The organism is Brumimicrobium mesophilum (assembly GCF_003025005.1).
GTDB lineage: Bacteria > Bacteroidota > Bacteroidia > Flavobacteriales_D > Crocinitomicaceae > Brumimicrobium > Brumimicrobium mesophilum.
On the sequence record NZ_PVSS01000020.1, the window covers coordinates 1 to 23429 of the forward strand.

Sequence of the window (23429 nt, forward strand, 5' to 3'; positions counted from 1 at the left end):
TCTTTTTAATTATTTTTCCATCCTTAAAAGTATTTTAGAACAAGAATATTATTATGAAAGAAGAACTAAAAGGGCCTGAAGTTGAAAATGTATACGTTGCTATAGTACAAGAAGTTGGGGAAGATAATTTACCTGTTTTCGATGTTTATTTTATCAACGAAAGTGATGACATTTTGGAGCAAGTTTTAATTACATCGAAAGGTTATGCGATAAATAAAGAAACTGGAGAAAAAGTTGAAACTACAACTTTAAGAAAAGATTTGGGTGGATTAATTCCTTTTTCAGCACAGAAAGTAGAACCAATTATGGAAGACGTCATGGCACTAACAAATGAATATTGGGTGTGTTTTTGGGTTGGAAATAAAATGTACGATAAGAAATACGTTTTTCATTCTGACTTAATAAAAGAAGAGAATTTCGTTTACATTCCTCTATTGAATTTGAAAGGAGTATTGGTAGGGTAGGACAGCTTTGAGTTGGAGTATAGAAGTTAAAGTAGAGAAAAATATTAACCGGGACAAAGACTGTGTAATGGTCGCTAAGAAAAAACATTAAGTAAGTTTATATGTTGTTAGTCATTAACTTAAACACATCTAACGTCTAATAATTAAGATCTTTTGTCTTTCCCTTTCCGAACTTTGCGATAACCTTAGCGTTGTTTTGCGGTTAATTTTTAAGTGGCAAAGCCGCTATCTCAACCGCTCAAGACTCAAAACTGTGAAGTTACCACTTAGGACAAGTTCCACAGTTATTTTTTGGTCGCGCAAAAACATTGAAGCCTAATTGAACAGAAGGCGAAATGAATCCAACAACTTGCTTTCCCTCTGTGGCTCCATTATCAGATAGTTTAATTTGATTTTGATTTAGAATTCCACCGTCTAATTCCAATTGAAGAAAAATATGCTGTATAAATTCGAATCTTACACCAATATTTGCAGCAGCACCAAATCCACTTAATGAAGAAATCCCTGGTGAAGTATAACCATCATATGTGTATTCCACTTGTGTTAATAAGGGCCCCACTTGTACACCGTAAATTGTTTGCAATGCGAATTCAGATTTTCTCGTTCTGGTTAATAAATCGTTGCGCTGAATACCTACAGAAAAGAAGTTTACTCCGCTCGTTTGCGCTATATTGAACTGATTTCTTGTCAATAATACTTCTTCGTTTACTGCTCCAGAATAAGTTGAGTTTTCACCAGGTGCAAAATTGCCTTCTAAGGTTACTTCCTGATTGTCTTCGAAAAAGGTATTGTACCGATCAAAACCTATTGTAATTGCCCATTTTGGTTTAACGAAATAACCTAATTTTATATTGATTTGAGGAGATTTGCTAGAAAAAAATGCACCTAATTTTTCTCCTTCTAAATTATCCTGAATAGATGTTTCATTCAGTATGACATTATAATTGTTTCCTGATAATTCAACGTTAGAATTGCTATAAACACTTCTGTTTAATCCAACTTGAGCAAATAAAGTTCCTTGTCCATTTGTGTTTAATTTACTTTTGCGTTGTGCAAAAACAGGCTGATAAGAAACAGCAATTAGCAATATTATAAGAAGAGTTCTCGTTTTCATATTTCACAAAAGGTCAAAAAAAAAGGTATGCTTTTACATACCTTAATAACTTTAAAAATATTGTTTTAGTCTAAAGAAAGTTAATCGTTAAAATAATTACGTCAATAATTACTGTGATTACACAAAAATTTAAGATCTGTTTTAATGGTGCTACAGCGATAAGTAATGAAAGAGTTAACATAGTTGGAAGTACAACTAAAAACAATTGCCATGTGTGGTGAACAGCACCCAAACCAACTGTCATACCGCCTAAACAGCCAATTATAAGTAAAACAACACTAATAATTCCTAAACGATTTATTTCTAGATCCTCACCTAAAAACTTATTCCAAATTGATGCATTTGCATTCGCCATAACAAGAGTATATTTAAATTTCAAAGCAAATATAAGGAAATATGTAGTATTTCGTTTTCGGAATAATTGAAAACTGATATTATTTTTGAAAAAAACGAAATTATTAAAGTGTTTTTGATGTCTTCAACAATCTAAAATGTCAAATTTTTAACGGTTAATTTTAATGTAAGATAGGTGGTTAATTTCTCATTTCTATCCTGTCACATAATTTTTTCTCAGAGAACAACCCGATGAATGAGCCCGGCGAAGACAAAAATAATTCTGGACATTTTGTTGATTGCGTTGACTTAGCTTGTCGGAGGCCTACGTTGCGTTACAGCGCAAATAGCCACCACACCCTAAGCCTTATGAATATACCTCATTACTTCAAATGTAATATTCGTAAACAATAATTTGCTGTGGGCATTTCGTTCTACATTATAGTGGGCATCGTTGAATAAGTCATTAAAATTCAAGACATTATTCCCTGTAATAAAACGTGCAAATTTTGATAAGAAATTGGCTTCATCCGAAGAAGTGCGCATTAATTGATCTTCAGTATAGTTCTTCATTAAACTTTGCCTTACCATATATAGCGCATATTTTAGAAAGTGTTTTTGATCTTCTCTGCTCAATTTTGACATGGTTTCAGCCCAAAACATCATCGGAAGCACTTCTTTTTTATAACAAACGCGCATTAATTCAACGAAGCGCTGATAGTTGGTGTTGGAATTTTCCCCAGAACCAATCATTTCCAATGCTGAAGATACATCTCCTTCTGCTCGTGATGAAATACTTCGCAATAAATCCTCATCTGAATTTCCTTTGTTACGTAAGAATTTTACTAAATCATCGTCGTTTAATTGCTTGATTTTGGTGATTTGCGTTCGACTTAAAATCGTAGGTAAAACAGTATCTTCATTTTCAACAATCAAAATGAACAATGTATCCTTTGGTGGCTCTTCAATAATTTTCAATAACTTATTGGCACATGCAGTGTTCATTGTTTCAGCCAACCAAATAATACTGATTTTATACCCTCCTTCAAATGATTTTAATGTTAACTTCTTTATAATGGCTTCACTTTGATGAACAGAAATAATCGGTTTTCTACCCTTGTCATCAGAAACGTTAATCCATTCATTTAATCCCATGTAAGGATTTCTCAAAACATTCTTTTTCCATAATTGAAATTCCGGATCTGAAGTTTTCGAAATCGCTTGTGTAGTAGGAAAAGAAAAATGAATATCGGGATGCTCAAGTTTTTGAACTTTGCTACAAGACGCACAATTTCCACAACTGTCATTTTCTTGTCGGTTTTCGCACATTAAAAATTGCGACAAAGCCAATGCAATCGGCAAACCACCATATCCAATGTTTCCCAATAGTAAATGCGCATGAGAAACTTGTTCACTTCGTACATCATTTACAAATTTTTCCTTAAGGTCATTGTGTCCTAATACATCTTTAAAAAGCATTGGATAAAGATAAATAATTCTTGTTGTTTTTACTTCAATTCTAAAAAGAAAGCTTTAGTCGAGTATAATGACTTAATAAATATGATATTATTTTTATTTCATTTAAAATAAAATATTGTTTTTTTAAAAAAAGTTGTGATATATCTGGCTTCTAAAACCTTTAAAATATGTATCTTGATTTGATATTCAGAAATTTAAAAATCACATCATGAAAAATAAGAACATTTTACTACTTGCTACCTTCGTTTTGGGTGTTGCAATTACTCCTATAGCTAATGCATCTTCAAATCTAGAATTGTCGGTAGAAAAATCTATTCAAGACTTAAAAAATGTTGCATTTTCAGTGAATGTAACCTACTTGGGAAAGCCCGTTGAAGGTGCTACAGTTTCTATATCATTGGATGGTAAATCTTTGGCTACATCGAATACAGATTCACAAGGTAGGGCTTCAATTAAGGTCGATGAGTATGCTGGAGGAGCAACTACATTACAAATTCAAAAAGAGGGCTATAAAACACAGGTTTTAACTGGTTTCATCTTAAAGAATGGAAGCGATTATAAATTTGCTTTAGTTCGCGGTTCAGGAACGGTAACTACTGCTATTGCTAATAAGGTGAGTAATATTAACAGCAATAGTGCGCAGGAGGTAAAAAAGCAAGCTGAAAAGGAAGAAGAGGCTAGAGAGGCCGTTGAAAAAGCAAATGAAAACGCTAAATCCTCGCAAGAAAGCGCTGAAGAATACGCTGAAAAATCGAAAGAAGAGCAAGAAAGAATGAAAGCTGCAGAGAAAAAAGCTGCAGAAAATCAGGCTGCTGCTATAGCATCAGCTGAGAAGGCTGCAGAATTGGAAAAACAATTGTCCAACACAGGGACAGATTCCAAGAAACGTGCAGAACAAGAGGAGGAAAGTAAGGTACGGATAGCTGAATTAGAAAAACAACGTGCTGCTCAAGAAGCTGCGGCTGCAACATTAGCTGCGAAAAAAGCTGCCGAAAAAGCTGCCGAAAAAGCGGAGGAAGACGCCAAAGAAAAAGCTAAAGAACAAAAGGAATTGGCCAAAGAAAAAGCAGAGGCGGAAAAAGAACGTGCAAAAGCAGCAGAGGCAGCTGCGGAAGCAGAAAAAGAGAAAACAAAAGCGCAACAGCAAGCAGCCAAGGAGGCCAAAGAAGCAAGAAAGGAAGCTGAAGATGTGGCCAAAAAAGCGGCAAAAGCGGCAAAAGCAGAAGAAAAATACACAAAAAGTCTTGCTAAACTGACGAAGAAAAATGATAAAGTAGAAAAGAAACGTTCAAAATTGGATGCTGCCCAAAAGAAATTAGATAGTAAAATTGAGAAAGGGAAAATTGAGGTTGAAGATGCAAAAGAACAACAAGAAAAAATAACTGCAGCGCAAAAAGAATTAGACGAAGACTTGAAAGAACTTGAAAAAGATTTTAAAGCGTTGAAAGCGAAGTACAAAGAAAAATAAAAAACAGTTAATGATTTATTGAGGGTTGTCTATAACGGGCAACCCTTTTTTACGTTCGTAATTGTGATAGCGCCTAGGAATCGTTTTTTATTAAAACTCCATTAATTAAATCTTATTTAAACCAAGGAATAAGCAATCTTGTTTATACTTGCCGATTATCAAATCAAGGTCCTGAAATAATTAAAAAAGAAGTACTTTTAGGGAATTTAAATAGCAAATTTTAGATATTTGTAAAAAGAATTATCATGAAACATCTGTTAGTATTATTTATTTTAATTGGCCATTTTGTGAGTGCTCAAAATGTAGAGCCTTTCCAATTGTACACAAAAAACGGAAAGAAGATCAGTACAAAAAAGTTCTTTAAACAAATTGAATCTGGAGAGATCATTCTTTTTGGTGAGCTGCATGATAATCCAATTGCGCATTGGTTACAATTAAAAACAACTCAAAAAATGCATGAAAAGCACCTTATTTCATTGGGAGCTGAAATGTTGGAAGCAGATGTTCAGAAACAACTTAATAATTACCTATCTGGAGAAATTTCACAACAAGAATTAGACTCTACGGCATCACTTTGGATGAATTATAAAACAGATTATAAACCTTTGGTTGATTTCGCAAAAGAAAATAAGTTGTCTTTTATTGCTACAAATGTTCCACGTAAATATGCTAGTCATGTTTATAGACTAGGTTTAGAATCTTTGGCGTTAGAATTAACTGATGAAGAAAAAGCTTGTATCGCACCTTTGCCAATTGCGTATGACCCTGAGTTGCCAAATTACAAATCGATGTTGACCATGATGAGTGATCATGAAAATCCAAATTTTCCAAAAGCACAAGCTATAAAAGATGCAACGATGGCACATTTTATTTATGAGCATTTTCAGTCTAACAAAAATCAATTTATTCATTTTAATGGAGATTACCACAGCAAGGACTACGAAGGGATTTATTGGTATTTGAAACACAAAAATAAAGATTTAAATATCATAACTATTTCCACTGTTGAGCAATCTGATGTAAATAATCTTGAAGAGGAATTCGAAGGTCAAGCGGATTATATTTTGGTGGTAGATAAGGAAATGACCAAAACTTATTAGTTCAAATGTTGCCAAAAAAACTTCATATAGGAGATACAATTGCGATTGTTGCTCCAGCTAAAGGAATCGAAAAACATTTCGTTGACCACGCAATAAATTGTATTGAAGCAAATGGTTTTAAAGCCATTGTTTCCAAGAATTGTTTAGGTCAACACCATTACTTTTCTGGAACTTTAAAAGAGCGGTCTGAGGATTTGCAATGGGCAATTGATAACGATGATGTAAAAGCTATTCTATGTGCTAGAGGAGGTTATGGTTGTATCCAAATTATTGACAGAATAAGTTGGGCGGGATTTCTTGATGAACCAAAATGGTTGCTTGGATTTTCGGATGTTACAGTTTTTCATCAACATCTTGCCAAGATAGGTGCAGCTTCCATTCATTCCACAATGCCTTTAAACTTTGAATCGAATTCTAAACCTGCTTTGGAAAGCCTTTTTGCAGGAATTCAGGGTGGAAAGTTACATTATGAATGGAGTACAAAACAGGATAATGTAGCTGGAGAAGTAGAAGGAAAAGTAACAGGAGGGAATCTGACAGTTTTAGCAGGGCTAATTGGAACAAAACACCAACCGGATTATCAAAATACGATCTTGTTCCTGGAAGATGTGGGAGAACATTTATATGCAATCGACAGACATTTCTTTCAATTGAAAAATGCGGGAGTCCTAGACCAAATACGTGGATTAATTATCGGTGATTTTAGCGGTATAAAGGATACGAACCCACCTTATGGTAGTGACTTATACGAAATCATAAAATCGCATTTCACTTATCATTCAACTCCAATTTCTTTTGGATTCCCTGCTGGACACTTAGATGATAATCGAGCTTTGATTTTTGGAAAAACTGCAAAGTTTAACTGTAAAAAGAATAGTGCTGAACTTATTTATAAGTAGTAAGCAAAAATTAGTATCCTCTAGATTTTATCTATTGGTTTGCTTTTAGTTGAACCAAAATCTTCTGTAACTCTTCAAAAGAAGAATATTTTAATGTAAAATCAGATTTTATTCCATTTTTGCTCAAAAAAGCCTCCGTTGTTTTTCCCCAAGCAATTACTTTTTGACTTTCTGAAACCTCATTGAGTTGTAAAAATGATTCAACATTGGTGGGACTCGTGAAAACAAGAATAGATGGTTGAGCTATAAGTTTTATTGGTGTTAACACGGTCTTATAAACCACCAAATCAATAATCTGATGAGTATCTAAACTTGCTTGCATCGAACGTTGAGAATAGTTGGACTGTGGAAAGAGCACTTTTCTTTCTCCTACAAATGCTTTGAATTCTTCACTCACGATAGATGGAATTCCACTCGTAACACCTGTAAATGCGATAGAATATCCCTTAGTTTCAACAAAATCTGATGTAACTTTTCCTATTGTTGCTATTTCAACCTCGTGAGGAATTTCACAACTGTTCAAAAAGAATTGAGCAGAACGAGGACTTGTAAAAAAGACCACTTCATATTTGCTTTCTGGACATTCAATAGGTACAGCTTCAAACGAAATCATTGAAGTATCAATCATATTTATCTCCGCAGCATTAACGTAAGCTAGAAACTCAGGTTGTGTAACTTTTTTGGAGACGAATAACATTGCTTATTGTGGTTGGATGTCGCTTAGAATTTCTTTTATGATATCTGGATTGTCAACAGCCGAGTAGGTATTGAATTCTGCGCCATCTTCCCATTCTTTAGCGAAAGCTACATGAACAGTCATTTCTTCATCACAATAGATTCCTAATGGTAATTGGCATCCTCCATCAAGATTTCTCAAAACCCCTCTTTCAATACCAATGCGTTTTTCAACTTCTGTATCGTTCAGCTCCTCAAGAACCTTTGCCAATTCTTTGTCTTCTTCTCTGATTTGAAGTCCTAAAACTCCTTGAGCTGGACATGGAATAAACAGGGTTGGATCTAAAGTACTAATCGTTAAATCAGATAAATCTAAATCCAATCGTTTAACACCTGCCATGGCTAAAACAATGGCGTCATATTGACCTTCACGTAGTTTATTGATTCGTGTGCCCACATTTCCTCTTAAATCCCTAATTTCAATATCATCACGAAATGTAATTAATTGCGATTTTCTTCGTGCGGAAGAAGTCCCAATAATTGGATTTTGTTTAATTCCTAGTTCTTCATTGTTGTCAACAGATTCATTTCTGATTAACAATAATTCTGATGGATCTTCTCTGTATGAAACTGCTGCAATAACTAAACCTTCTGGGGAGGTTGTTTCTAAATCTTTATGTGAATGAACTGCTAAATCAATTGTTTTGTCAAGAAGTGCGGCTTCAATTTCTTTGGTGAAAAAACCTTTTCCTTCCATTTTGTCAAAACTCAAGTGTTGAATTCTGTCTCCTTGTGTGGAAATCACCTTAATTTCAACTTCTTGTCCTCGTTTTTGTAATTCGTCTTTTACAAAATTTGCTTGCCACAATGCCAGGTCACTTCCACGTGATCCTATGATTATTTTTTTCATTTCTTAAGTAATATTTCTTTGGCCATTTTCATAGGAACACTCATGTATTTCTTTTCAAAATAGGCCATCATTTTTTCAACTGTTTCTTTTGATGCTTCATCAAGACATTCAATTTCTTTGGCAAAAACATGTTCCATTGCAGTCGCTTTTATATCCTTCACTGTTTGAGGAACTATTCGCATAGCTTTTTCTACCTCTCTTTCGTGAGCCATGAATTTAAATTCTTTTACTGCTTCCTCAACAATTGTTTCAACGTGAATAATTTCTCGTGCTCTTTTTTCTAAATTTTTAGATGATATTTTTTGCAAATAATCAATAGAAATATAATCCAAAGAGAATTGTTGCGTTACTTCATGATCTAAATCACTAGGAATAGCCAAATCAATCACTATTTTAGAATCTGTATCTCCCTGTAATAAGTTTTCATATATAACAGGACTAATAATTGAGGAATCCGCTCCTGTACAAGTAATAATTATGTCAAAGCCCTTAATGTAAATAGGTAATTCATTTAAAGAATACGCTTCACCATATAATTGATTTGCTAAAACTTGCGCCTTACTCAATGTTCGATTAAAAACAGCAAAGTTTGTAAACCCATGTTTCTTTAAAAATCGGCTCATATTGGTGTTGGTTACCCCAGCGCCAATAATTAATATGCGAGCATCTAATGGGATATCCTTTACGCGTAATGTGTGATAAGCCAATGACACCACAGATACAGGGTTTTGAGCAATATTTGTTTGTGTATATATTCGTTTTGCAGTTTCGATGGTGTGACGAATCATTAATCGAATCGAATCTCCAGTAAGGTCAAATGCCTTACAAGTATCGAACGATTTTCTTACTTGGGTAATAATTTCTCTTTCTCCTATTACCATCGAATCTATTGAAGAGGTCACTTTTATTAGGTGCTCAACAGCATGAAATTCTCTATATCTTTCTACTTGATGACCAAATAGATTTATCTGATCTTGATCAAAATCTGGAAATAAAAAAGCCAAATAGGATTGGAACTCAGGAATATCAATTTCTTCTTGTTTTGAAATGATGAACTCAACACGGTTACATGTCGAAATGTACATTAATTCATCTATTTGAAATTTTTCCTTGAGTAAAGTTAGTTTTTCCTTTTGGTCATCAGGAGCAATATGAAGTCGACCAATCTGATTAACTTCAAGTTGGCGGTGTGTAAATGCAAATATGTGAATTCCTTTCACCTTCTTCTCCCTTTTTTTTTGCTGTAAATATCGTGATAATGCCTTATTCTATTGTCATAACATTGTCAGAATTTATTATTTAGAACGGTTTTAAATAACGGTGTAGAACAATCTATTTTGATATTATTTTTTTTTAAGTAAATATCTTTTTGAAATTGAAATAGGAGACCGAACTTATATTTAACGTTTTTTTTATGTATTTCCTCCTCTAAAAGTAAAAAATAACCATCCTTTAATAATTCAGATTCTTATTTTTCATAATGATTTACTAATTTTGCATGGTGAGAAAACAAAAGTTATATTCAATTATTTGTTTAGCAAGTTTGCTAATGTTTTTTCAGGGTCCAGTTATTTTTATTGCTGAGACCTTAATTAGTTTTCACATTGAAGACTGTAATGACTATTATGAATTAGGTGACCAAGAGAATCCAAATAGATCTGCTAATCCCATGGAGGAAGAAGTTATTCATACACCTATAGGAGTTGAGCGATACTTAGAATTGCCTATCCAATTGAAGATTGACAAGGATCTTTACTCTTTTAAAATCAAAACAAACCACCAGGAGAATACTACTCCACCACCAGAACACGCATAATTTTTCTTAATTCTTATTTATAAGCATCCTTTGAGTGGCATTTTTTTATGTTGCTTAACAATTATTATATGACATTATTTATGTCACAAAAAAATATTAATGAAAAATTTTGAAATGTTTAAAAATCTAAAATACGATGTTCCGTCAGGTTTAGTTGTCTTTTTAGTGGCTTTACCATTGTGTCTTGGTATTGCTTTAGCCTCTGGAGCTCCTATGTTTTCAGGAATTATAGCAGGTGTAGTAGGTGGAATATTAGTTGGAGCAATAAGTGGTTCTCCATTAGGAGTTTCTGGTCCAGCTGCTGGTTTAGCGGTGATTGTCGCTGATAGTATTTTGGAATTAGGTACAAATGCAGCAGGTGATTTTGATATGGCTGTTGGTTTTCAAGCCTTTTTAGTGGCTGGAGTTTTAGCCGGTATCTTCCAAATTATCTTATCCATTATGAGGGCAGGAATTATTGGATATTATTTCCCTTCTTCTGTGATAAAAGGAATGCTGGCAGGTATTGGTATCACGCTTATATTGAAACAGATTCCACATGCTTTTGGTATGGATAAAAATCCTGAAGGTGATTGGAAATATTTTCAAGTTGATGACGGTAGTTTTTTCGCTGATATTACCTATTCCTTAAGCCATTTTTCTGTAGGAGCAATCATTATTACAGTGGTTTCTTTAGTTATTTTGATACTTTTTCAAAGACCTTTTATTAAGCAAAATGCTATTTTAAAACTTATTCCAGGACCTTTATTAGCCGTTGCTGTGGCAGTATTGATCAATGAATTGTTTTTTCACACTGCACCAAATTTAGCTTTGACGAATGAATTCATAAACTTAGGGGATAAAAAATTATCAAATTCTCATTTGGTTGATATTCAGTCTGCTGATAAAGAATTGCCATATTTTGGGTTGCTTACTTTCCCAGATTGGACAATTTTATCGAACCCTAGGATATATGTTATCGCTTTAACCTTGGCAATTGTTGCTAGTTTAGAGACCTTGTTGAGTGTAGCAGCTACTGATAAAATGGATCCATTTAAACGCTCTACTCCAACAAATCGAGAATTATTGGCGCAAGGTTCGGGAAATATAGTTTCTTCTTTAATTGGTGGTTTGCCAATTACTCAAGTTATTGTAAGAAGTTCAACTAATATTGCTGCAGGTGGTAGAACTAAAATGGCCGCTATAGTTCATGGTATTTTCCTTACCGTATTTGTTCTTGCATTGCCGTCAGTTTTAAATATGATTCCTCTTGCAGTTCTTGCAGCTGTGCTTCTACAAGTTGGTTACAAGTTGGCAAATGTGGATTTATTTAAGGAGATGTATAAGCAAGGATTAAGTCAATTTTTACCATTTGTTGTTACTATTGTAGTGATTGTATTTGTTAATTTACTTTGGGGTATTATTGTAGGATTTGTAATCGCAGTATTCTATATTCTCAAAAGAAATTTCGAAAATGGAATGCATTCAAAGTACATACGAAGCGAGTCTGCATTAACTATTCAATTAGGGGAGGTTGTTTCTTTCTTTAACAAAGGTAACTTACATAAAAAGTTTGATGAACTTGAAGAAAATAGTAATGTAATAATTGATGGTTCAATTAGTAAGCATCTTGATAGCGATATCTATGATCTATTAAAGGATTTCAATCAAAACGCAAAAACAAGAAACATAAATGTGGAGTTTAAAGGATTTGAGAACCACAGAAATTTAGATGAAAATTCATTTTTAAAAAATCAATAATATGAACACAATTAATAAAGAAATTCAAACAAAGTTAAGCATTGAAGAAATTAAACAAATTTTGAAAGATGGAAATGAAAGATTTGTAAAAAACACCACAATGAACCGAGACCTTTTAAGTCAAGTAAGAGAAACTTCTACTGGTCAATTTCCACATACTGTGGTTCTAGGTTGTATTGATTCGCGCGTAACCTCTGAACAAGTTTTTGACTTAGGTATTGGTGATTCATTCAATACAAGAATCGCAGGTAACATTGTAAATGATGATATTCTTGGTTCTTTGGAATATTCTTGTAAAGTGGCAGGAGCGAAGTTAATTCTTGTTTTAGGTCATACACGTTGTGGAGCTGTAACTTCAGCTTGTCAGGGAGTTGAATTAGGTAATATTACAGGTTTATTGAGCAAAATTAAGGTTTCAGTTGATAAAGTTCGTTCTAATGTTGAAGATGTAACTGAAAATGAATCTGTTAATTTAGTTGTTAATGAGAATGTTCTGAATTCTATGAATGAAATTAGAAATGGAAGTGAAATTATTTTAGAAATGGAAAAAAATAATGAAGTAGCAATCATCGGAGGGGTTTATGATGTTGAAAATGGAGTTGTAACTTTCCTTGACTAATTAGATATTTATTTTGTATGTAAAAAGGTAGATCAATTTTGGTCTACCTTTTCTATTTTGTACTATTTCGAAAAAAAGGCTACTTAAAACTATATTTAAAACCAAAACCGTTGTTGCTCAATGAAACTTGGTCGAAAAATAGTGTAGAAGAATTCAACCTGTGATTACGGTGTCGTAAGAATTGAATAAGATCAAATACCAATAAAAAACTTCCTTGAAAAATCATGGATTTCCCATAGCCTTGAAATCGTTGTTCATTTTTAGGATATTGATCAGCAACATTACTTAATAAGATTCCTGATCCTATATAAACTACATTTAAGGCTTCATTGATAAGGTATATTTGTTCTGTTGAATATTGTTTTTGAATTAATTTTCCGTTGCTTATTTTTTTTTCTTCATCTTTTTTAGACTGAAATAATCCTGGAACTGAAATTCCTAAGTTGACTATGTTCCAAAAAGCATTCATCTGATGAAAGTATTTAGCCTCTGCTTGAGCGGTAGCCCATCCAATAGATCCAATTGCTATGTTGGCGGCCGCCCATGAAGAAAGTGCCACCATTCCCGACTTATTGATCTGTTGTCTTTCTTTATTGAATGCTAAATTGGTTTTTATTTGAGATTGACCATGGAATCCAAAACCAATAAGCATTAAAAACCCGATTATTAAGTGATTATTCATATTGTGATGCTTTTATTCTATGTTTAAACACACAAAACTTACTTGAGTTCGATTGAAATCGGTTTTCAAACATTTATGAAAAAAAAAGTCCGCCTTTCTAAAAAAAAAGCGGACTTTGAATATGTTTTAAAAGTAAATTGCCTTAGTAAAGCTCTTCTTTTAAAGCTGAACGGTAATCTTTAATTTCTTCTCTGTTAATCTTGTGATCAGAATTTAGCATAAGATTCAATAGGTTCAAAAGATTTTCTTTGTCATCGATTTCCAATGGAAATTCTCCTCCTTCTTCATCTTCTTCCCACAATGCTTGCACATCGTATGCCTCTTTTTCTTCAAGGTATTCAAATGTTAAACGTGTAACTTTTGCCAATAAAGGATCTGTTTCTTTAAGTGCTAATTCTCTTAATTCCTTAAGTTCTTGAATTAAACTTTCTGCAAGTACACCATCTTTTTCAACCAAAGCGATGATTTTCTCAATTTTCTTATTTGCAATACCTGTCTTCATACCTCGTTAAAATTTAGAACACAAATTTAATACCTTAATGCAATTAACAACCAGATTTACTCACTTTTTAATTGAACTTGTATATTATGCCTATGTTTGCTCCGAAAATAGTGGTGTTTGATGCTTCAGTAATTGTAAGTCCGTCTAAATTTTCGATACCTTCAAGGTTAGTTTCTTTATCGCCTTTGTTGAATACCAGGTGATATTTTAGGTTAGCATCTAAAAAGATATTACTTGTAACTTCATAACTGAATCCTATTTTGGGATAAAATCCAAAGTATGCATCTGATTCGTCTTGTCCAAATGCTTCTGTTCTAAATCTGTACATTCCTAAATTTAAACCAGCATAAGTTTGAAGTTGGCCAGTCAAAAATGTGTAATCTGCGCCAATTGTAATTGGCGTTATGATTGTTTTAATGGGAAAATTTCCTAAAAATCCTAACGATATGTTTTCTTCCCTTGCTAATCTTTCAAATAGAATTTCAGTACGAATTTTTTCAGTAACCTCATAAGTTATCCCAACATCAAATCCTAAATGCATGTTAGATGTACTGTTATCCAATGGTTCCCCTAATGCAAATCCAGCTTTAACTCCAATTTGTGAAAAAGCTGATCCTGAAATTATTAATGCCAGAACGGTAGTTAAAAGTAATGTTTTCCTCATGATTGATTTTTTAATTAATAGTGAATCAAACTTATATAATTAAATTCAATTTACAAACTAATGTGTAATTTCACTTGGCAAGTATTCGGCTTTTATAGTCATATTGATAGGAGTCAATGAAATCATTACAATTGCGTCATTATAATCTATAGGGCAAACCTAAATTAGCTCCTAAAATATTTTTAGCTTATGCTTAACTTCTGTCGTTGAATTAATTTCTAATAGAATTTGAAATGTTTGTATGGGGTCACTTAATAATTGTTCTGCTGGTTGAGAATCTTAAAGAAATAACCATCTATTAAAAATTATAATTTACTCCCAAGTTGGCACCAAATATTTGATTATTGGATATTCCATTGTTCTTTTGGTTGAAAATAATATGATGCTTAATGGCTAAGTCCAATTTAAAATTCTCCGTTAAATCTATATTTAACCCAACTTTTGGATGTAATGTGAAAAATTGGTTATTGTATCGTTTACTTTTTACTTTCGTTCCTAAGGTCATCATTCCTATGTTTAAACCTACATAAGGTTGAAGCATACCCGTAAGAATTCTATAATCTAATCCTAACGTTATTGGAATGATGTTATGATGTGCAGTTAAGGTATCAACCTGCAGGCTTTCTTGATTTTGTTCTATTGTTGTGAATGTTATTTCATCTTTTTGATACATTCTCTCAAATAATACTTCACCTCTAAATCTATCATTCCATTCATAAGTCAAGCCTGCATTAAATCCTAAATATGGTCCTGAAGTATAATTGTTGACTGGTTTTACTATTGCGAATCCTGCTTTTATTCCTAATTGAGAAAAGGTAGAAAAAGATATTACGAATATGATTAATGTGAGTATGGTTTTCATAGTGTTTAATTGTTTCTACTTTAAACTTGAAAAAGATATGAATATTGTAGGTCGAAAGTTTTTTAAGTTATGAATAGGGCTTGTTAAATTCAAAAAAAAGTCCAAACATTACTGCTTGGACTTTTAAATTATTTAGTTATTTCGGATTTTAGAATTTAAAATCTTCCATGAATTTTGTGGTGAAATCTCCAGCATTGAATTTCTCATCAACCATTAATTTTTGGTGAAAAGGAATTGTGCTTTTTACACCTTCAATGATGTATTCATCTAATGCACGACGCATTTTAAGAATTGCTTCTTCACGTGTTTGTGCAACAGTAATCAATTTAGCAATCATTGAATCGTAGTGAGATGGAATTGTGTATCCTGCATAAACATGAGTATCGATACGGATTCCATGACCACCTGGTTCATGGTATTCAGTGATTTTTCCTGGAGAAGGGCGGAAGTTATTATAAGGATCTTCTGCATTGATACGACATTGAATCGCATGCATGATTGGCTCATAATTTTTACCGCTGATTTTACTTCCAGCCGCTAATTTTATTTGTTCTTTAATTAAGTCAAAGTTAATTACTTCTTCAGTAATTGTGTGTTCAACTTGGATACGTGTATTCATTTCCATGAAGTAAAAATCTCTGTTTTTATCTACAAGGAATTCAACAGTACCAACACCTTCATATTTTACAGCTTTTGCTGCTTTAATAGCTGCCGCTCCCATATCCTTACGCAACTTTTTGGTCATGAATGGAGAAGGAGTTTCTTCTACTAATTTTTGGTGTCTTCGTTGAATAGAACAATCACGCTCTGAAAGGTGACATGCATTTCCAAATTGGTCTCCCGCTATTTGGATTTCGATATGACGAGGCATTTCGATGTACTTTTCCATGTACAAACCATCGTTACCAAAAGCAGCTTTAGACTCTTGTCTTGCAGAATCCCATGCTTTTTGCATATCTTCTTTTTTCCATACTTCACGCATTCCTTTACCACCACCACCGGCAGTTGCTTTAAGAATAACAGGGTACTTTATCTTTTCTGCAAGTTTTAAACATTCTTCAATGTCTTTCACAAGTCCTTTTGATCCAGGAATACAAGGAACACCAGCTTTAATCATGGTAGCCTTTGCGTTTGCTTTATCTCCCATTCCATCAATTTGTTCTGGGGTAGCACCAATGAATTTAATATTGTGTTCTTGACATACTTTAGAAAACTTTGAGTTTTCTGAAAGGAAACCATATCCTGGGTGAATTGCATCTGCATTTGTAATTTCTGCAGCAGCAATAATATTCGGTATTTGTAAATAGGATAATGAGCTAGCTGCGGGACCTATGCATACAGCTTCATCGGCGAAACGTACATGTAAACTATCCTTGTCAGCAGTACTATATACAGCGACAGTTTTAATTCCCATTTCCTTACATGTTCTAATAACACGTAAGGCGATTTCGCCCCTATTGGCAATCAATATTTTCTTGAACATGCCTTTTGGGTATTTAGTTCTACGTAAAATAATTTTATAATGTTTTAATCGTTAACATTATGAAGGATCAACCAAAAATAAAGGTTGGTCATATTCAACAGGTGAAGCATCATCTACAAGTACTTTAATAATTTTTCCTTGTACTTCTGATTCAATTTCATTGAACAATTTCATAGCTTCAATAATACAAACAGGATCACCATTTTTGATTGTGCTTCCTACTTCTACAAATACAGGTTTGTCTGGAGATGGAGAACGGTAGAATGTACCAATCATTGGAGATTTAACAGTGATGTATTTACTGTCTTCACTAGCTGTTTCCGCTGCACCTTTATCTGCCGCTGGAGCAGGGGCTGCTGGAGCTACGGCTTGTGGCATTTGTTGTTGCATTGGCTGCTGTGGCATCTGCTGCATTGGTTGTTGAATGTAAACTGTTTTCTCTTCAGATTCATTCTTTCTTTTTGGTTCAGACTTAATTGTAATTTTAAAGTCTTTTTCTTCGATTTCTACTTCTGTAACACCAGACTTAGAAACGAATTTTATTAGCTCTTGAATTTCTTTTTGATTCATCATGTGTGAATATTTATAGGATAAATGTACGTATTTTATTTTAAGAATTGTAAGCCCACTTAAGGTAAACTGCTCCCCAAGTAAAACCACCACCAAATGCAGAGAGAATAATATTGTCTCCTTTTTTTAGCTGTTTCTCCCAATCCCAAAGGCATAAAGGAAGAGTTCCAGCGGTAGTGTTACCATATTTTTCGATATTGATCATCACTTTTTCTTTTGATAATCCCATGCGATTTGCCGTTGCATCAATAATTCGTAAATTGGCTTGATGAGGTACCAACCAATTTACATCATCTGATGATAAATTGTTGCGCTCCATTATCTCAGCAGAAACATCTGCCATATTTGTAACGGCAAATTTAAATACTGCTTGACCTTCTTGCTTAACATAGTGCAAGCGTTCATCAACAGTTTTATGACTTGCTGGAAGTTTTGATCCTCCTGCAGGTTGTACTAAATATTTTTTTCCTTGACCATCACTTTTAAGGACGCTGTCGATGACACCATATCCTTCTTCGTTTGGTTCCAATAAAACAGCGCCACCACCATCTCCAAAAATCACACAAGTTGTACGATCTTCATAATCAATGATAGATGACATTTTATCTGAACCTATAACAATAACCTTTTTGTATTTCCCTGTTTCAATAAATTGAGAACCTGTAGTTAATGCATATATGAATCCTGAACATGCTGCGTTTACATCGAAACTCCAAGCGTTTGACATTCCTGTTCTATCAGAAATAATATTTGCAGTTGCGGGAAATTGATGATCTGGAGTTACTGTTGCACATATTACAAGGTCAATTTCTTCTGGAGAAATTCCTTTTTTAGCAAGCAATTCGTTTACAGCAGCTACTCCAATGTCTGAAGTAGGATTGCCATCACCCAGCATTCGCCTTTCTTTTACACCGGTGCGAGAAGTTATCCACTCGTCTGTGGTGTCAATCATTTTTTCAAGATCCTTGTTAGAAAGTACCGTTTCAGGTACATAACCTTGAACGCCTGTTATTGCCGCTGTTATTTTTTTCATTATTTGAAAGCTTCTTTTATCTTTTTAGTTAATCCAGAGCTGGCAACGTTGTGCGCTAAACACAACATACCTTTAACTGCAACGTCATTAGAGATTCCATGACCAATAATAACGTCAGAATTAACGCCTAATATAGGAGTTCCACCGTAATTTTCATAATTAAAACGCTCTAAGTACTTGTCTTTCATTCCTAGTTTCCTAGTTATAGAATACATTCCTTCTGCTTGTTTTAATACAATATTTCCAGTATAACCATCACAAACTACAACATCTGCCTTTCCAGTAAATAAGTCACGACCTTCGATATTTCCAATAAAATTGAAATCCTCGGAGTTCTTCATTAATTTGTATGCAGATTGCGTAAGTAAATTTCCTTTTCCTTCTTCTTCTCCAATATTTAATAATCCAATACGTGGATTTTTAATGTTCATTACACTTTTAGCATAAATAGAACCTAAACTGGCGAATTGATATAAAACGTCTGGTTTGCAGTCTGCATTTGCTCCAACATCCAGAATGATAGAATCTCCACCACCAAAGACAGGTAAAACAGAAGTTATGCAAGGACGAATTACCCCAGGAATGGAGTTTACCTTATATATAGAACCAACAAGCATAGCACCGGTATTACCTGTGCTAGCAAATGAATCTATTTCTTTTTGTGCTAAAAGTTCAAATCCCACTGAGATTGAACTATTGGGTTTTTGAGGAATTGCTCTTGTAGGATGATCCTCCATCGTGATGATGTCTGGAGCATTAACAATTGATAAACGGTTAGAATCCACCCCTTTTTCTTTCAAAATTGGGGTAATTTCTTCCTCACGTCCGATGAGAACAATTTCTACATCGTCGGGCAGATGGTCTAAAGCCAATATTGCACCAAGAACATTTGCTCTTGGTGCAAAATCGCCACCACTAATATCTAATCCAAGTTTCATAAGTGTTTGTACACTTTAGTTTGCTGGATAAGCAAATTATACTGCTACTTCTTTCTCAGCAATTACTTGACCTTTATAGTAAAGTTTTCCCTCGTACCAGTGAGCACGGTGAAATAAATGCGGTTGACCTGTTGTAGGACATGTTGAGATATTTCCAGCTATTGCTTTCTTGTGTGTACGTCTCTTATCTCTTCTTGTAGTCGACGTTCTTCTTTTTGGATGTGCCATTTTACTTTATATTTAAGATTTTAATTCAAATTTTTTAATGCGTCCCAACGTGGATCGGTATCTTCCTCATCATCGTCGGATTCGTCTTCATAACTTTCTGATGAATCAACGTATTTATCTATTAAGTCCAACATTTCTTCATTGCACTCATCTTCTTCATGAACTGTTCTTCCTGGCAATGCCACGGTTAACAATTCGTATAAAGTTGATGCGATATCAATTGTAAATGCTGAAACTGGAAGGACAATTAAATTTTCATCCACACTTTCTTCTTCGCCAAATTTATAAATAATTTGGTGCGAAACTTCCAATGGAATGTCCATTATATCTGTACATCGATCACATGATTTTTGAACTGTACCTGACATTTCAATATCACCAATCAACATAGTGTCTTTCTTATTCAACTGGAAATCGACTTTTACATCACCTCCTTGAATAATAGAATACGCTAACTCTTCAAAGAACTCTGTCGTTATATTAAACTCAAATGAATGTTTTCCATTCTTTAAGCCTTCAAACGGTATAATAAACTCTTTATTCGAACTCATAATGTCCAAAAATTTTGGAGTGCAAATGTATAAAAATTAATACAAATTGCACTTCTTCTTACAAAAGAATCCACAAAGTTACACTTTTTTATGCCAAACAAGTTATTAACACCTGTTAACTTTGGTTTTTTATTCTCCACAAAACGATAATTCGCTCTCCTAAATTTACTTTTTCAAGTATGAATGTTAATTTTATACCGAATATCTTACTATAAGTTTCAGAATTTTGAAGAAAGTTCAATGAATTATTTTTTGAAGTATATTTCATCTAACTAGTTTAAAAAATTATGTTCCACACCGAAAAAATTAATTACGGACCAGTATCAGTTTTCTTACTTTACTACGACGATTTTGTTACGGAAGAACACCTACATAATTTACTTCCATCTGAACACAAAAAGTTAGAATCTCTAAATCATTCTTCAAGAAGAAGAGAATATGTAGCCACACGCGTTTTAAGAACTATGCATTTTGGAAATGAACCGATTCTTTATTCCGAAATTGGAGCGCCTTACGTGGAAGGTGAAGGTTTTATTTCTATCTCTCATGCTAATCATGTTGTGGGAATGGCTTATTGTGAAACTTTTCAAGTAGGTTTGGATCTGGAGCCTATCAATGAAAAAGTGATGCGTGTAAAACATAAATTTTTAAGTGCGGAAGAAGAACGGTTAACCAACACTTCTTCTGTTGAAGAAATGATTAAAGTTTGGTCGGGAAAAGAAGCTTTGTATAAATTGGCTGGAAGAAAGAAGATTATTTTTGCTGAGAGTTTATTGCTCACAAGAATTAATGAGCAAAAATGGAAAGGCAGGATTTATTTTCCGGATAATAAAAAAGAAGTAGAGCTTATTTTAGATGTTAAAGATAATTTTGTAATTTCAATTAATCCATCTCCTGTTTATGAGGTCAACTAATCACATTATCCAAAAACTGAGGGCTAAAACTGGTCAAATTGCTGTTTTAGTTGATCCTGAAATGACAAATTCTAAAGGCGATTTACAAAAGATTGTTGAAAAAGCCGAATTCGCGAAGATTGATTACTTTTTTATTGGCGGAAGTACAGTTACGCGTTCAGATTTTGAAAAAACAACGTCGATTTTAAAAAGCCTAACGAAAATTCCATTAGTGATTTTTCCTGGTGACCATCAACAAATTTCCAATGATGCAGATGCTCTATTATATTTGAGTTTACTTTCTGGTCGAAACCCGGAGTATTTAATTGGGCAGCATGTGAAAAGTGCACAAGAGGTTATTCAATTGGATTTGGAAATTATTCCTACGGCGTATATTTTGATCGATGGAGGAAAGCAATCTACCGTGGCTTATGTGAGTCAAACCACGCCAATTCCTAGAGATAATTCATTGATTGCTTTAAATACGGCCATCGCGGGAACGCTGCAAGGTAATCAAGTTGTATATTTTGATGCTGGCAGTGGAGCCAGTGAACCAGTTGAAGTATCACTAATTTCACAAGTAAATTCAAGATTAAAAACGATTACAATTGTTGGTGGAGGAGTTCGTTCTGTAGAACAAATTAAATTTCTGGCATCCGCGGGGACAAATGTAATTGTAATTGGAAATAAGATTGAAGAGGACATTGATTTTTTATTGGACATTCAGATTTATAAATCAAATACAGTTTCATGAAATTCATCACTGTAAGAAGATTAGCAACAGTTTTTAAGCTGGATGTCTCACGCATGGATGATGAATTTATTGAAAGATTAAAAATATCGGTTGACCAACATTTTGAAAAAAGTGACATATTAATTGCTTTTGGTCAAGAATTTACTCGAAAACAATTGATTTTTATCATTAGTCAACTCCAAGAGGAACATGTTCTTGGTTTTCATGATTGGATAGAAGATGACCATTTACTTGTAGAATATTTATTTAGTAAAGGAGATATAATTTTACCAGATGAACAAATTAAACACCATGATGAAAGCTCATTACTTAAGTTATATCAAGATTTTATCGAAGTATATTTAGCACCAATTCTCTTATGTAAGATAAAGCTTTACACTCAGATTAATGATTTATTTGAGTTGAAAAATCATTTAATATTTAGTGCATTACTCAAGAAGGAGAAACGCATCGAAGTCCAAAAACCAGTTAGTGCCTATTTGAGTCAACTTTTGGTTCAAACAAAAGTGAGTCAAGATAAGGAATTGATTGAACAGCTTAAAATGGTTTATGATCATAATTATGTAGAGGTTTTGAATGAATTGGACAGTCACTTTTATGCTGACCTCATCACTTATTTCAATACCGCAAAACTAATTGTTCAAAGAAATGATTTGAGCCCATTAATTTTAGAAAGGATTAAGTCTTCAATTATTGGATTAAACCTTAAAGAAGAAGATCACGAGAAGGTTTTGTTATTTACCAATGCTAAATCTTTTAATGTTAGAAGTAAGAAACCTGAATCTAGGCTTAATGAAATTGTAAAGTCACCTTTCTTTATTGTTGCAGTGATTGTATTGTTGCTTAATTTTGTTTTTTTTGAATGTGAGCGGGAGGAAAAGAATGAAATTGAACTTATCGAAAACGAAACTGATTCAAAATTAGAAAATCAATTTCCAATTATAATGGATACATTTCAATTTAAGTCTACAAATAGAAAATTAGAAAAAAGGAACTTCTCTAATTCTTCTCCATTGTATTTTGGTGAGATAAAGGACACCCTTTATGCAGATTATAATCTTGTTTCGTATGCTTTTGGAGCTGCCACAATTTTTCAAGTTTTAGAAGATAAAGAATTGATGAAACAGAATAAAGTTAAAGCTGAATTATTCAATGAAAAGCGAGAAAATTATTCCAAATATTACAAGGATTTGAACTTTCGTTTTGACTCAATTCCTAAAACTTGGGAAGAAGCTAAAATCAAAATAACGATAGATACTTCCCAACTCATCAGAAATATTGGGAGAACTAAGTTTGAGATGAGAGAATTTGTTTACCGTGCATATCCTGTGGTTTTAGAAAACCTTTCTAATGATCAAATTTTGATAGGTTATGGTTCGCAAATTCCAATAATTACAGAAATTAAAGAAGCGAATGGAGAGTGGAAAGCGCTTGAACATCCATATAGCTATCCTTGTTCAGGCGGACTTCCATCAATAGCACTTCCAAAAGGTGAGATTGTTTTAACTTCTGTTGCAATTTTAAAAGTAGAAAAAGGAACGAGGTTTAGGTTGAAAATAGGGGAGAATTATTCTGAGGAGTTTGGAAGTTGATCATTTTCCCAAATACAAATTAAAACTTTAGTAATTATTAGTTTCGCGCTTGCTGTAAAA

The 23429-nt window shown here is 33.4% G+C and carries 26 protein-coding genes; 10 read left to right on the top strand and 16 right to left on the bottom strand.

Going from position 1 to position 23429, the window contains the following annotated elements:
• The first annotated feature begins 53 nt into the window (after positions 1–53).
• Complete coding sequence (locus C6368_RS16240) at positions 54–464, top strand: hypothetical protein (RefSeq protein ID WP_107040282.1); 411 nt, start codon at positions 54–56, stop codon at positions 462–464.
• 259 nt (positions 465–723) lie between these two features.
• Here C6368_RS16240 and C6368_RS16245 read toward each other — a convergent pair whose 3' ends face one another.
• From C6368_RS16245 to C6368_RS16255, 3 genes are all read right to left on the bottom strand, one after another.
• The gene (locus C6368_RS16245; RefSeq protein WP_107040283.1) at positions 724–1578 is read right to left on the bottom strand and encodes a hypothetical protein; all 855 of its coding nucleotides are present in this window, start codon (positions 1576–1578) and stop codon (positions 724–726) included.
• Positions 1579–1648: 70 nt separating this feature from the next.
• Entirely contained in the window at positions 1649–1933 is a 285-nt protein-coding gene (locus C6368_RS16250; RefSeq protein WP_107040284.1) for a hypothetical protein, read from the bottom strand.
• A 338-nt stretch (positions 1934–2271) separates the two neighbouring features.
• A complete protein-coding gene (locus tag C6368_RS16255; RefSeq protein ID WP_107040285.1) occupies positions 2272–3390 on the bottom strand; it encodes a DNA polymerase III subunit in 1119 nt (372 codons plus the stop codon).
• A 208-nt stretch (positions 3391–3598) separates the two neighbouring features.
• Between C6368_RS16255 and C6368_RS16260 the strand changes: the two genes are divergently transcribed.
• The 3 genes from C6368_RS16260 (at position 3599) to C6368_RS16270 (ending at position 6857) form a co-directional block, all read left to right on the top strand.
• Positions 3599–4858 (top strand): carboxypeptidase-like regulatory domain-containing protein, encoded by a 1260-nt coding sequence (locus tag C6368_RS16260; RefSeq protein ID WP_107040286.1) that lies wholly within the window; start codon positions 3599–3601, stop codon positions 4856–4858.
• A gap of 245 nt (positions 4859–5103) precedes the next feature.
• A complete protein-coding gene (locus C6368_RS16265) occupies positions 5104–5958 on the top strand; it encodes a ChaN family lipoprotein (RefSeq protein WP_107040287.1) in 855 nt (284 codons plus the stop codon).
• Between the two features lie 5 nt (positions 5959–5963).
• Positions 5964–6857, top strand: a complete 894-nt coding sequence (locus tag C6368_RS16270; protein ID WP_107040288.1) for a S66 peptidase family protein — start codon at positions 5964–5966, stop codon at positions 6855–6857.
• Between the two features lie 31 nt (positions 6858–6888).
• On the opposite strand, the gene C6368_RS16275 is transcribed toward C6368_RS16270, so the two are convergent.
• The 3 genes from C6368_RS16275 to hemA are packed head-to-tail and all read right to left on the bottom strand — an operon-like array spanning position 6889 to position 9662.
• Positions 6889–7554, bottom strand: a complete 666-nt coding sequence (locus C6368_RS16275) for a uroporphyrinogen-III synthase (protein ID WP_107040289.1) — start codon at positions 7552–7554, stop codon at positions 6889–6891.
• Between the two features lie 3 nt (positions 7555–7557).
• On the bottom strand, positions 7558–8442 hold the full coding sequence (hemC, locus tag C6368_RS16280; protein WP_107040290.1) for a hydroxymethylbilane synthase: 885 nt from the start codon (positions 8440–8442) through the stop codon (positions 7558–7560).
• Positions 8439–9662, bottom strand: a complete 1224-nt coding sequence (gene hemA, locus C6368_RS16285; protein ID WP_107040291.1) for a glutamyl-tRNA reductase — start codon at positions 9660–9662, stop codon at positions 8439–8441. The genes hemC and hemA overlap by 4 nt, the downstream gene beginning before the upstream one ends.
• A gap of 329 nt (positions 9663–9991) precedes the next feature.
• Between hemA and C6368_RS16290 the strand changes: the two genes are divergently transcribed.
• The 3 genes from C6368_RS16290 (at position 9992) to C6368_RS16300 (ending at position 12617) form a co-directional block, all read left to right on the top strand.
• Complete coding sequence (locus tag C6368_RS16290; RefSeq protein WP_159038650.1) at positions 9992–10258, top strand: hypothetical protein; 267 nt, start codon at positions 9992–9994, stop codon at positions 10256–10258.
• Positions 10259–10357: 99 nt separating this feature from the next.
• The gene (locus tag C6368_RS16295) at positions 10358–11998 is read left to right on the top strand and encodes a SulP family inorganic anion transporter (protein WP_107040293.1); all 1641 of its coding nucleotides are present in this window, start codon (positions 10358–10360) and stop codon (positions 11996–11998) included.
• Position 11999: 1 nt separating this feature from the next.
• The gene (locus C6368_RS16300; RefSeq protein WP_107040294.1) at positions 12000–12617 is read left to right on the top strand and encodes a carbonic anhydrase family protein; all 618 of its coding nucleotides are present in this window, start codon (positions 12000–12002) and stop codon (positions 12615–12617) included.
• A gap of 79 nt (positions 12618–12696) precedes the next feature.
• Here the strand turns inward: C6368_RS16300 and C6368_RS16305 are convergent, their stop codons facing one another.
• The 10 genes from C6368_RS16305 to C6368_RS16350 form a co-directional block, all read right to left on the bottom strand.
• Positions 12697–13299: a DUF6992 family protein gene (locus C6368_RS16305; protein WP_107040295.1), complete on the bottom strand. Its 603-nt coding sequence runs from the start codon at positions 13297–13299 to the stop codon at positions 12697–12699.
• A 142-nt stretch (positions 13300–13441) separates the two neighbouring features.
• Positions 13442–13801: a hypothetical protein gene (locus C6368_RS16310; protein WP_107040296.1), complete on the bottom strand. Its 360-nt coding sequence runs from the start codon at positions 13799–13801 to the stop codon at positions 13442–13444.
• 67 nt (positions 13802–13868) lie between these two features.
• Positions 13869–14465, bottom strand: coding sequence for an outer membrane beta-barrel protein (locus C6368_RS16315; RefSeq protein WP_107040297.1), 597 nt, complete (start codon positions 14463–14465; stop codon positions 13869–13871).
• Between the two features lie 298 nt (positions 14466–14763).
• Complete coding sequence (locus C6368_RS16320; RefSeq protein WP_107040298.1) at positions 14764–15327, bottom strand: porin family protein; 564 nt, start codon at positions 15325–15327, stop codon at positions 14764–14766.
• Between the two features lie 148 nt (positions 15328–15475).
• Positions 15476–16810 carry an acetyl-CoA carboxylase biotin carboxylase subunit gene (gene accC, locus C6368_RS16325; protein WP_107040299.1) on the bottom strand — a complete coding sequence of 445 codons (1335 nt, stop codon included), beginning with the start codon at positions 16808–16810 and terminating at the stop codon, positions 15476–15478.
• A 57-nt stretch (positions 16811–16867) separates the two neighbouring features.
• The gene (gene accB, locus C6368_RS16330; RefSeq protein WP_107040327.1) at positions 16868–17380 is read right to left on the bottom strand and encodes an acetyl-CoA carboxylase biotin carboxyl carrier protein; all 513 of its coding nucleotides are present in this window, start codon (positions 17378–17380) and stop codon (positions 16868–16870) included.
• A 40-nt stretch (positions 17381–17420) separates the two neighbouring features.
• Positions 17421–18413 carry a beta-ketoacyl-ACP synthase III gene (locus tag C6368_RS16335; protein WP_107040300.1) on the bottom strand — a complete coding sequence of 331 codons (993 nt, stop codon included), beginning with the start codon at positions 18411–18413 and terminating at the stop codon, positions 17421–17423.
• Positions 18413–19351 (bottom strand): phosphate acyltransferase PlsX, encoded by a 939-nt coding sequence (gene plsX / locus C6368_RS16340; RefSeq protein WP_107040301.1) that lies wholly within the window; start codon positions 19349–19351, stop codon positions 18413–18415. Before plsX ends, C6368_RS16335 begins: the two co-directional genes overlap by 1 nt.
• Positions 19352–19387: 36 nt before the next feature.
• Positions 19388–19579, bottom strand: a complete 192-nt coding sequence (gene rpmF / locus C6368_RS16345) for a 50S ribosomal protein L32 (RefSeq protein WP_107040302.1) — start codon at positions 19577–19579, stop codon at positions 19388–19390.
• A 20-nt stretch (positions 19580–19599) separates the two neighbouring features.
• Positions 19600–20130 (bottom strand): YceD family protein, encoded by a 531-nt coding sequence (locus tag C6368_RS16350; RefSeq protein ID WP_107040303.1) that lies wholly within the window; start codon positions 20128–20130, stop codon positions 19600–19602.
• A gap of 287 nt (positions 20131–20417) precedes the next feature.
• Here C6368_RS16350 and C6368_RS16355 point away from each other — a divergent pair, with 287 nt between their 5' ends.
• The 3 genes from C6368_RS16355 to C6368_RS16365 are packed head-to-tail and all read left to right on the top strand — an operon-like array spanning position 20418 to position 23369.
• Positions 20418–21044 carry a 4'-phosphopantetheinyl transferase family protein gene (locus C6368_RS16355; RefSeq protein WP_107040304.1) on the top strand — a complete coding sequence of 209 codons (627 nt, stop codon included), beginning with the start codon at positions 20418–20420 and terminating at the stop codon, positions 21042–21044.
• Positions 21031–21777, top strand: coding sequence for a geranylgeranylglyceryl/heptaprenylglyceryl phosphate synthase (locus C6368_RS16360; RefSeq protein ID WP_107040305.1), 747 nt, complete (start codon positions 21031–21033; stop codon positions 21775–21777). Before C6368_RS16355 ends, C6368_RS16360 begins: the two co-directional genes overlap by 14 nt.
• Positions 21774–23369, top strand: a complete 1596-nt coding sequence (locus tag C6368_RS16365) for a hypothetical protein (RefSeq protein ID WP_107040306.1) — start codon at positions 21774–21776, stop codon at positions 23367–23369. The genes C6368_RS16360 and C6368_RS16365 overlap by 4 nt, the downstream gene beginning before the upstream one ends.
• Positions 23370–23429 lie beyond the last annotated feature (60 nt).

Bases quoted from the DNA above. Each gene is read 5' to 3' on its own strand.
- C6368_RS16240 (WP_107040282.1), top strand. From the start codon at position 54: ATGAAAGAAGAACTAAAAGGGCCTGAAGTTGAAAATGTATACGTTGCT.
- C6368_RS16245 (WP_107040283.1), bottom strand. From the start codon at position 1,578: ATGAAAACGAGAACTCTTCTTATAATATTGCTAATTGCTGTTTCTTAT.
- C6368_RS16250 (WP_107040284.1), bottom strand. From the start codon at position 1,933: ATGGCGAATGCAAATGCATCAATTTGGAATAAGTTTTTAGGTGAGGAT.
- C6368_RS16255 (WP_107040285.1), bottom strand. From the start codon at position 3,390: ATGCTTTTTAAAGATGTATTAGGACACAATGACCTTAAGGAAAAATTT.
- C6368_RS16260 (WP_107040286.1), top strand. From the start codon at position 3,599: ATGAAAAATAAGAACATTTTACTACTTGCTACCTTCGTTTTGGGTGTT.
- C6368_RS16265 (WP_107040287.1), top strand. From the start codon at position 5,104: ATGAAACATCTGTTAGTATTATTTATTTTAATTGGCCATTTTGTGAGT.
- C6368_RS16270 (WP_107040288.1), top strand. From the start codon at position 5,964: ATGTTGCCAAAAAAACTTCATATAGGAGATACAATTGCGATTGTTGCT.
- C6368_RS16275 (WP_107040289.1), bottom strand. From the start codon at position 7,554: ATGTTATTCGTCTCCAAAAAAGTTACACAACCTGAGTTTCTAGCTTAC.
- hemC (WP_107040290.1), bottom strand. From the start codon at position 8,442: ATGAAAAAAATAATCATAGGATCACGTGGAAGTGACCTGGCATTGTGG.
- C6368_RS16290 (WP_159038650.1), top strand. From the start codon at position 9,992: ATGTTTTTTCAGGGTCCAGTTATTTTTATTGCTGAGACCTTAATTAGT.
- C6368_RS16295 (WP_107040293.1), top strand. From the start codon at position 10,358: ATGAAAAATTTTGAAATGTTTAAAAATCTAAAATACGATGTTCCGTCA.
- C6368_RS16300 (WP_107040294.1), top strand. From the start codon at position 12,000: ATGAACACAATTAATAAAGAAATTCAAACAAAGTTAAGCATTGAAGAA.
- C6368_RS16305 (WP_107040295.1), bottom strand. From the start codon at position 13,299: ATGAATAATCACTTAATAATCGGGTTTTTAATGCTTATTGGTTTTGGA.
- C6368_RS16310 (WP_107040296.1), bottom strand. From the start codon at position 13,801: ATGAAGACAGGTATTGCAAATAAGAAAATTGAGAAAATCATCGCTTTG.
- C6368_RS16315 (WP_107040297.1), bottom strand. From the start codon at position 14,465: ATGAGGAAAACATTACTTTTAACTACCGTTCTGGCATTAATAATTTCA.
- C6368_RS16320 (WP_107040298.1), bottom strand. From the start codon at position 15,327: ATGAAAACCATACTCACATTAATCATATTCGTAATATCTTTTTCTACC.
- accC (WP_107040299.1), bottom strand. From the start codon at position 16,810: ATGTTCAAGAAAATATTGATTGCCAATAGGGGCGAAATCGCCTTACGT.
- accB (WP_107040327.1), bottom strand. From the start codon at position 17,380: ATGAATCAAAAAGAAATTCAAGAGCTAATAAAATTCGTTTCTAAGTCT.
- C6368_RS16335 (WP_107040300.1), bottom strand. From the start codon at position 18,413: ATGAAAAAAATAACAGCGGCAATAACAGGCGTTCAAGGTTATGTACCT.
- plsX (WP_107040301.1), bottom strand. From the start codon at position 19,351: ATGAAACTTGGATTAGATATTAGTGGTGGCGATTTTGCACCAAGAGCA.
- rpmF (WP_107040302.1), bottom strand. From the start codon at position 19,579: ATGGCACATCCAAAAAGAAGAACGTCGACTACAAGAAGAGATAAGAGA.
- C6368_RS16350 (WP_107040303.1), bottom strand. From the start codon at position 20,130: ATGAGTTCGAATAAAGAGTTTATTATACCGTTTGAAGGCTTAAAGAAT.
- C6368_RS16355 (WP_107040304.1), top strand. From the start codon at position 20,418: ATGTTCCACACCGAAAAAATTAATTACGGACCAGTATCAGTTTTCTTA.
- C6368_RS16360 (WP_107040305.1), top strand. From the start codon at position 21,031: ATGAGGTCAACTAATCACATTATCCAAAAACTGAGGGCTAAAACTGGT.
- C6368_RS16365 (WP_107040306.1), top strand. From the start codon at position 21,774: ATGAAATTCATCACTGTAAGAAGATTAGCAACAGTTTTTAAGCTGGAT.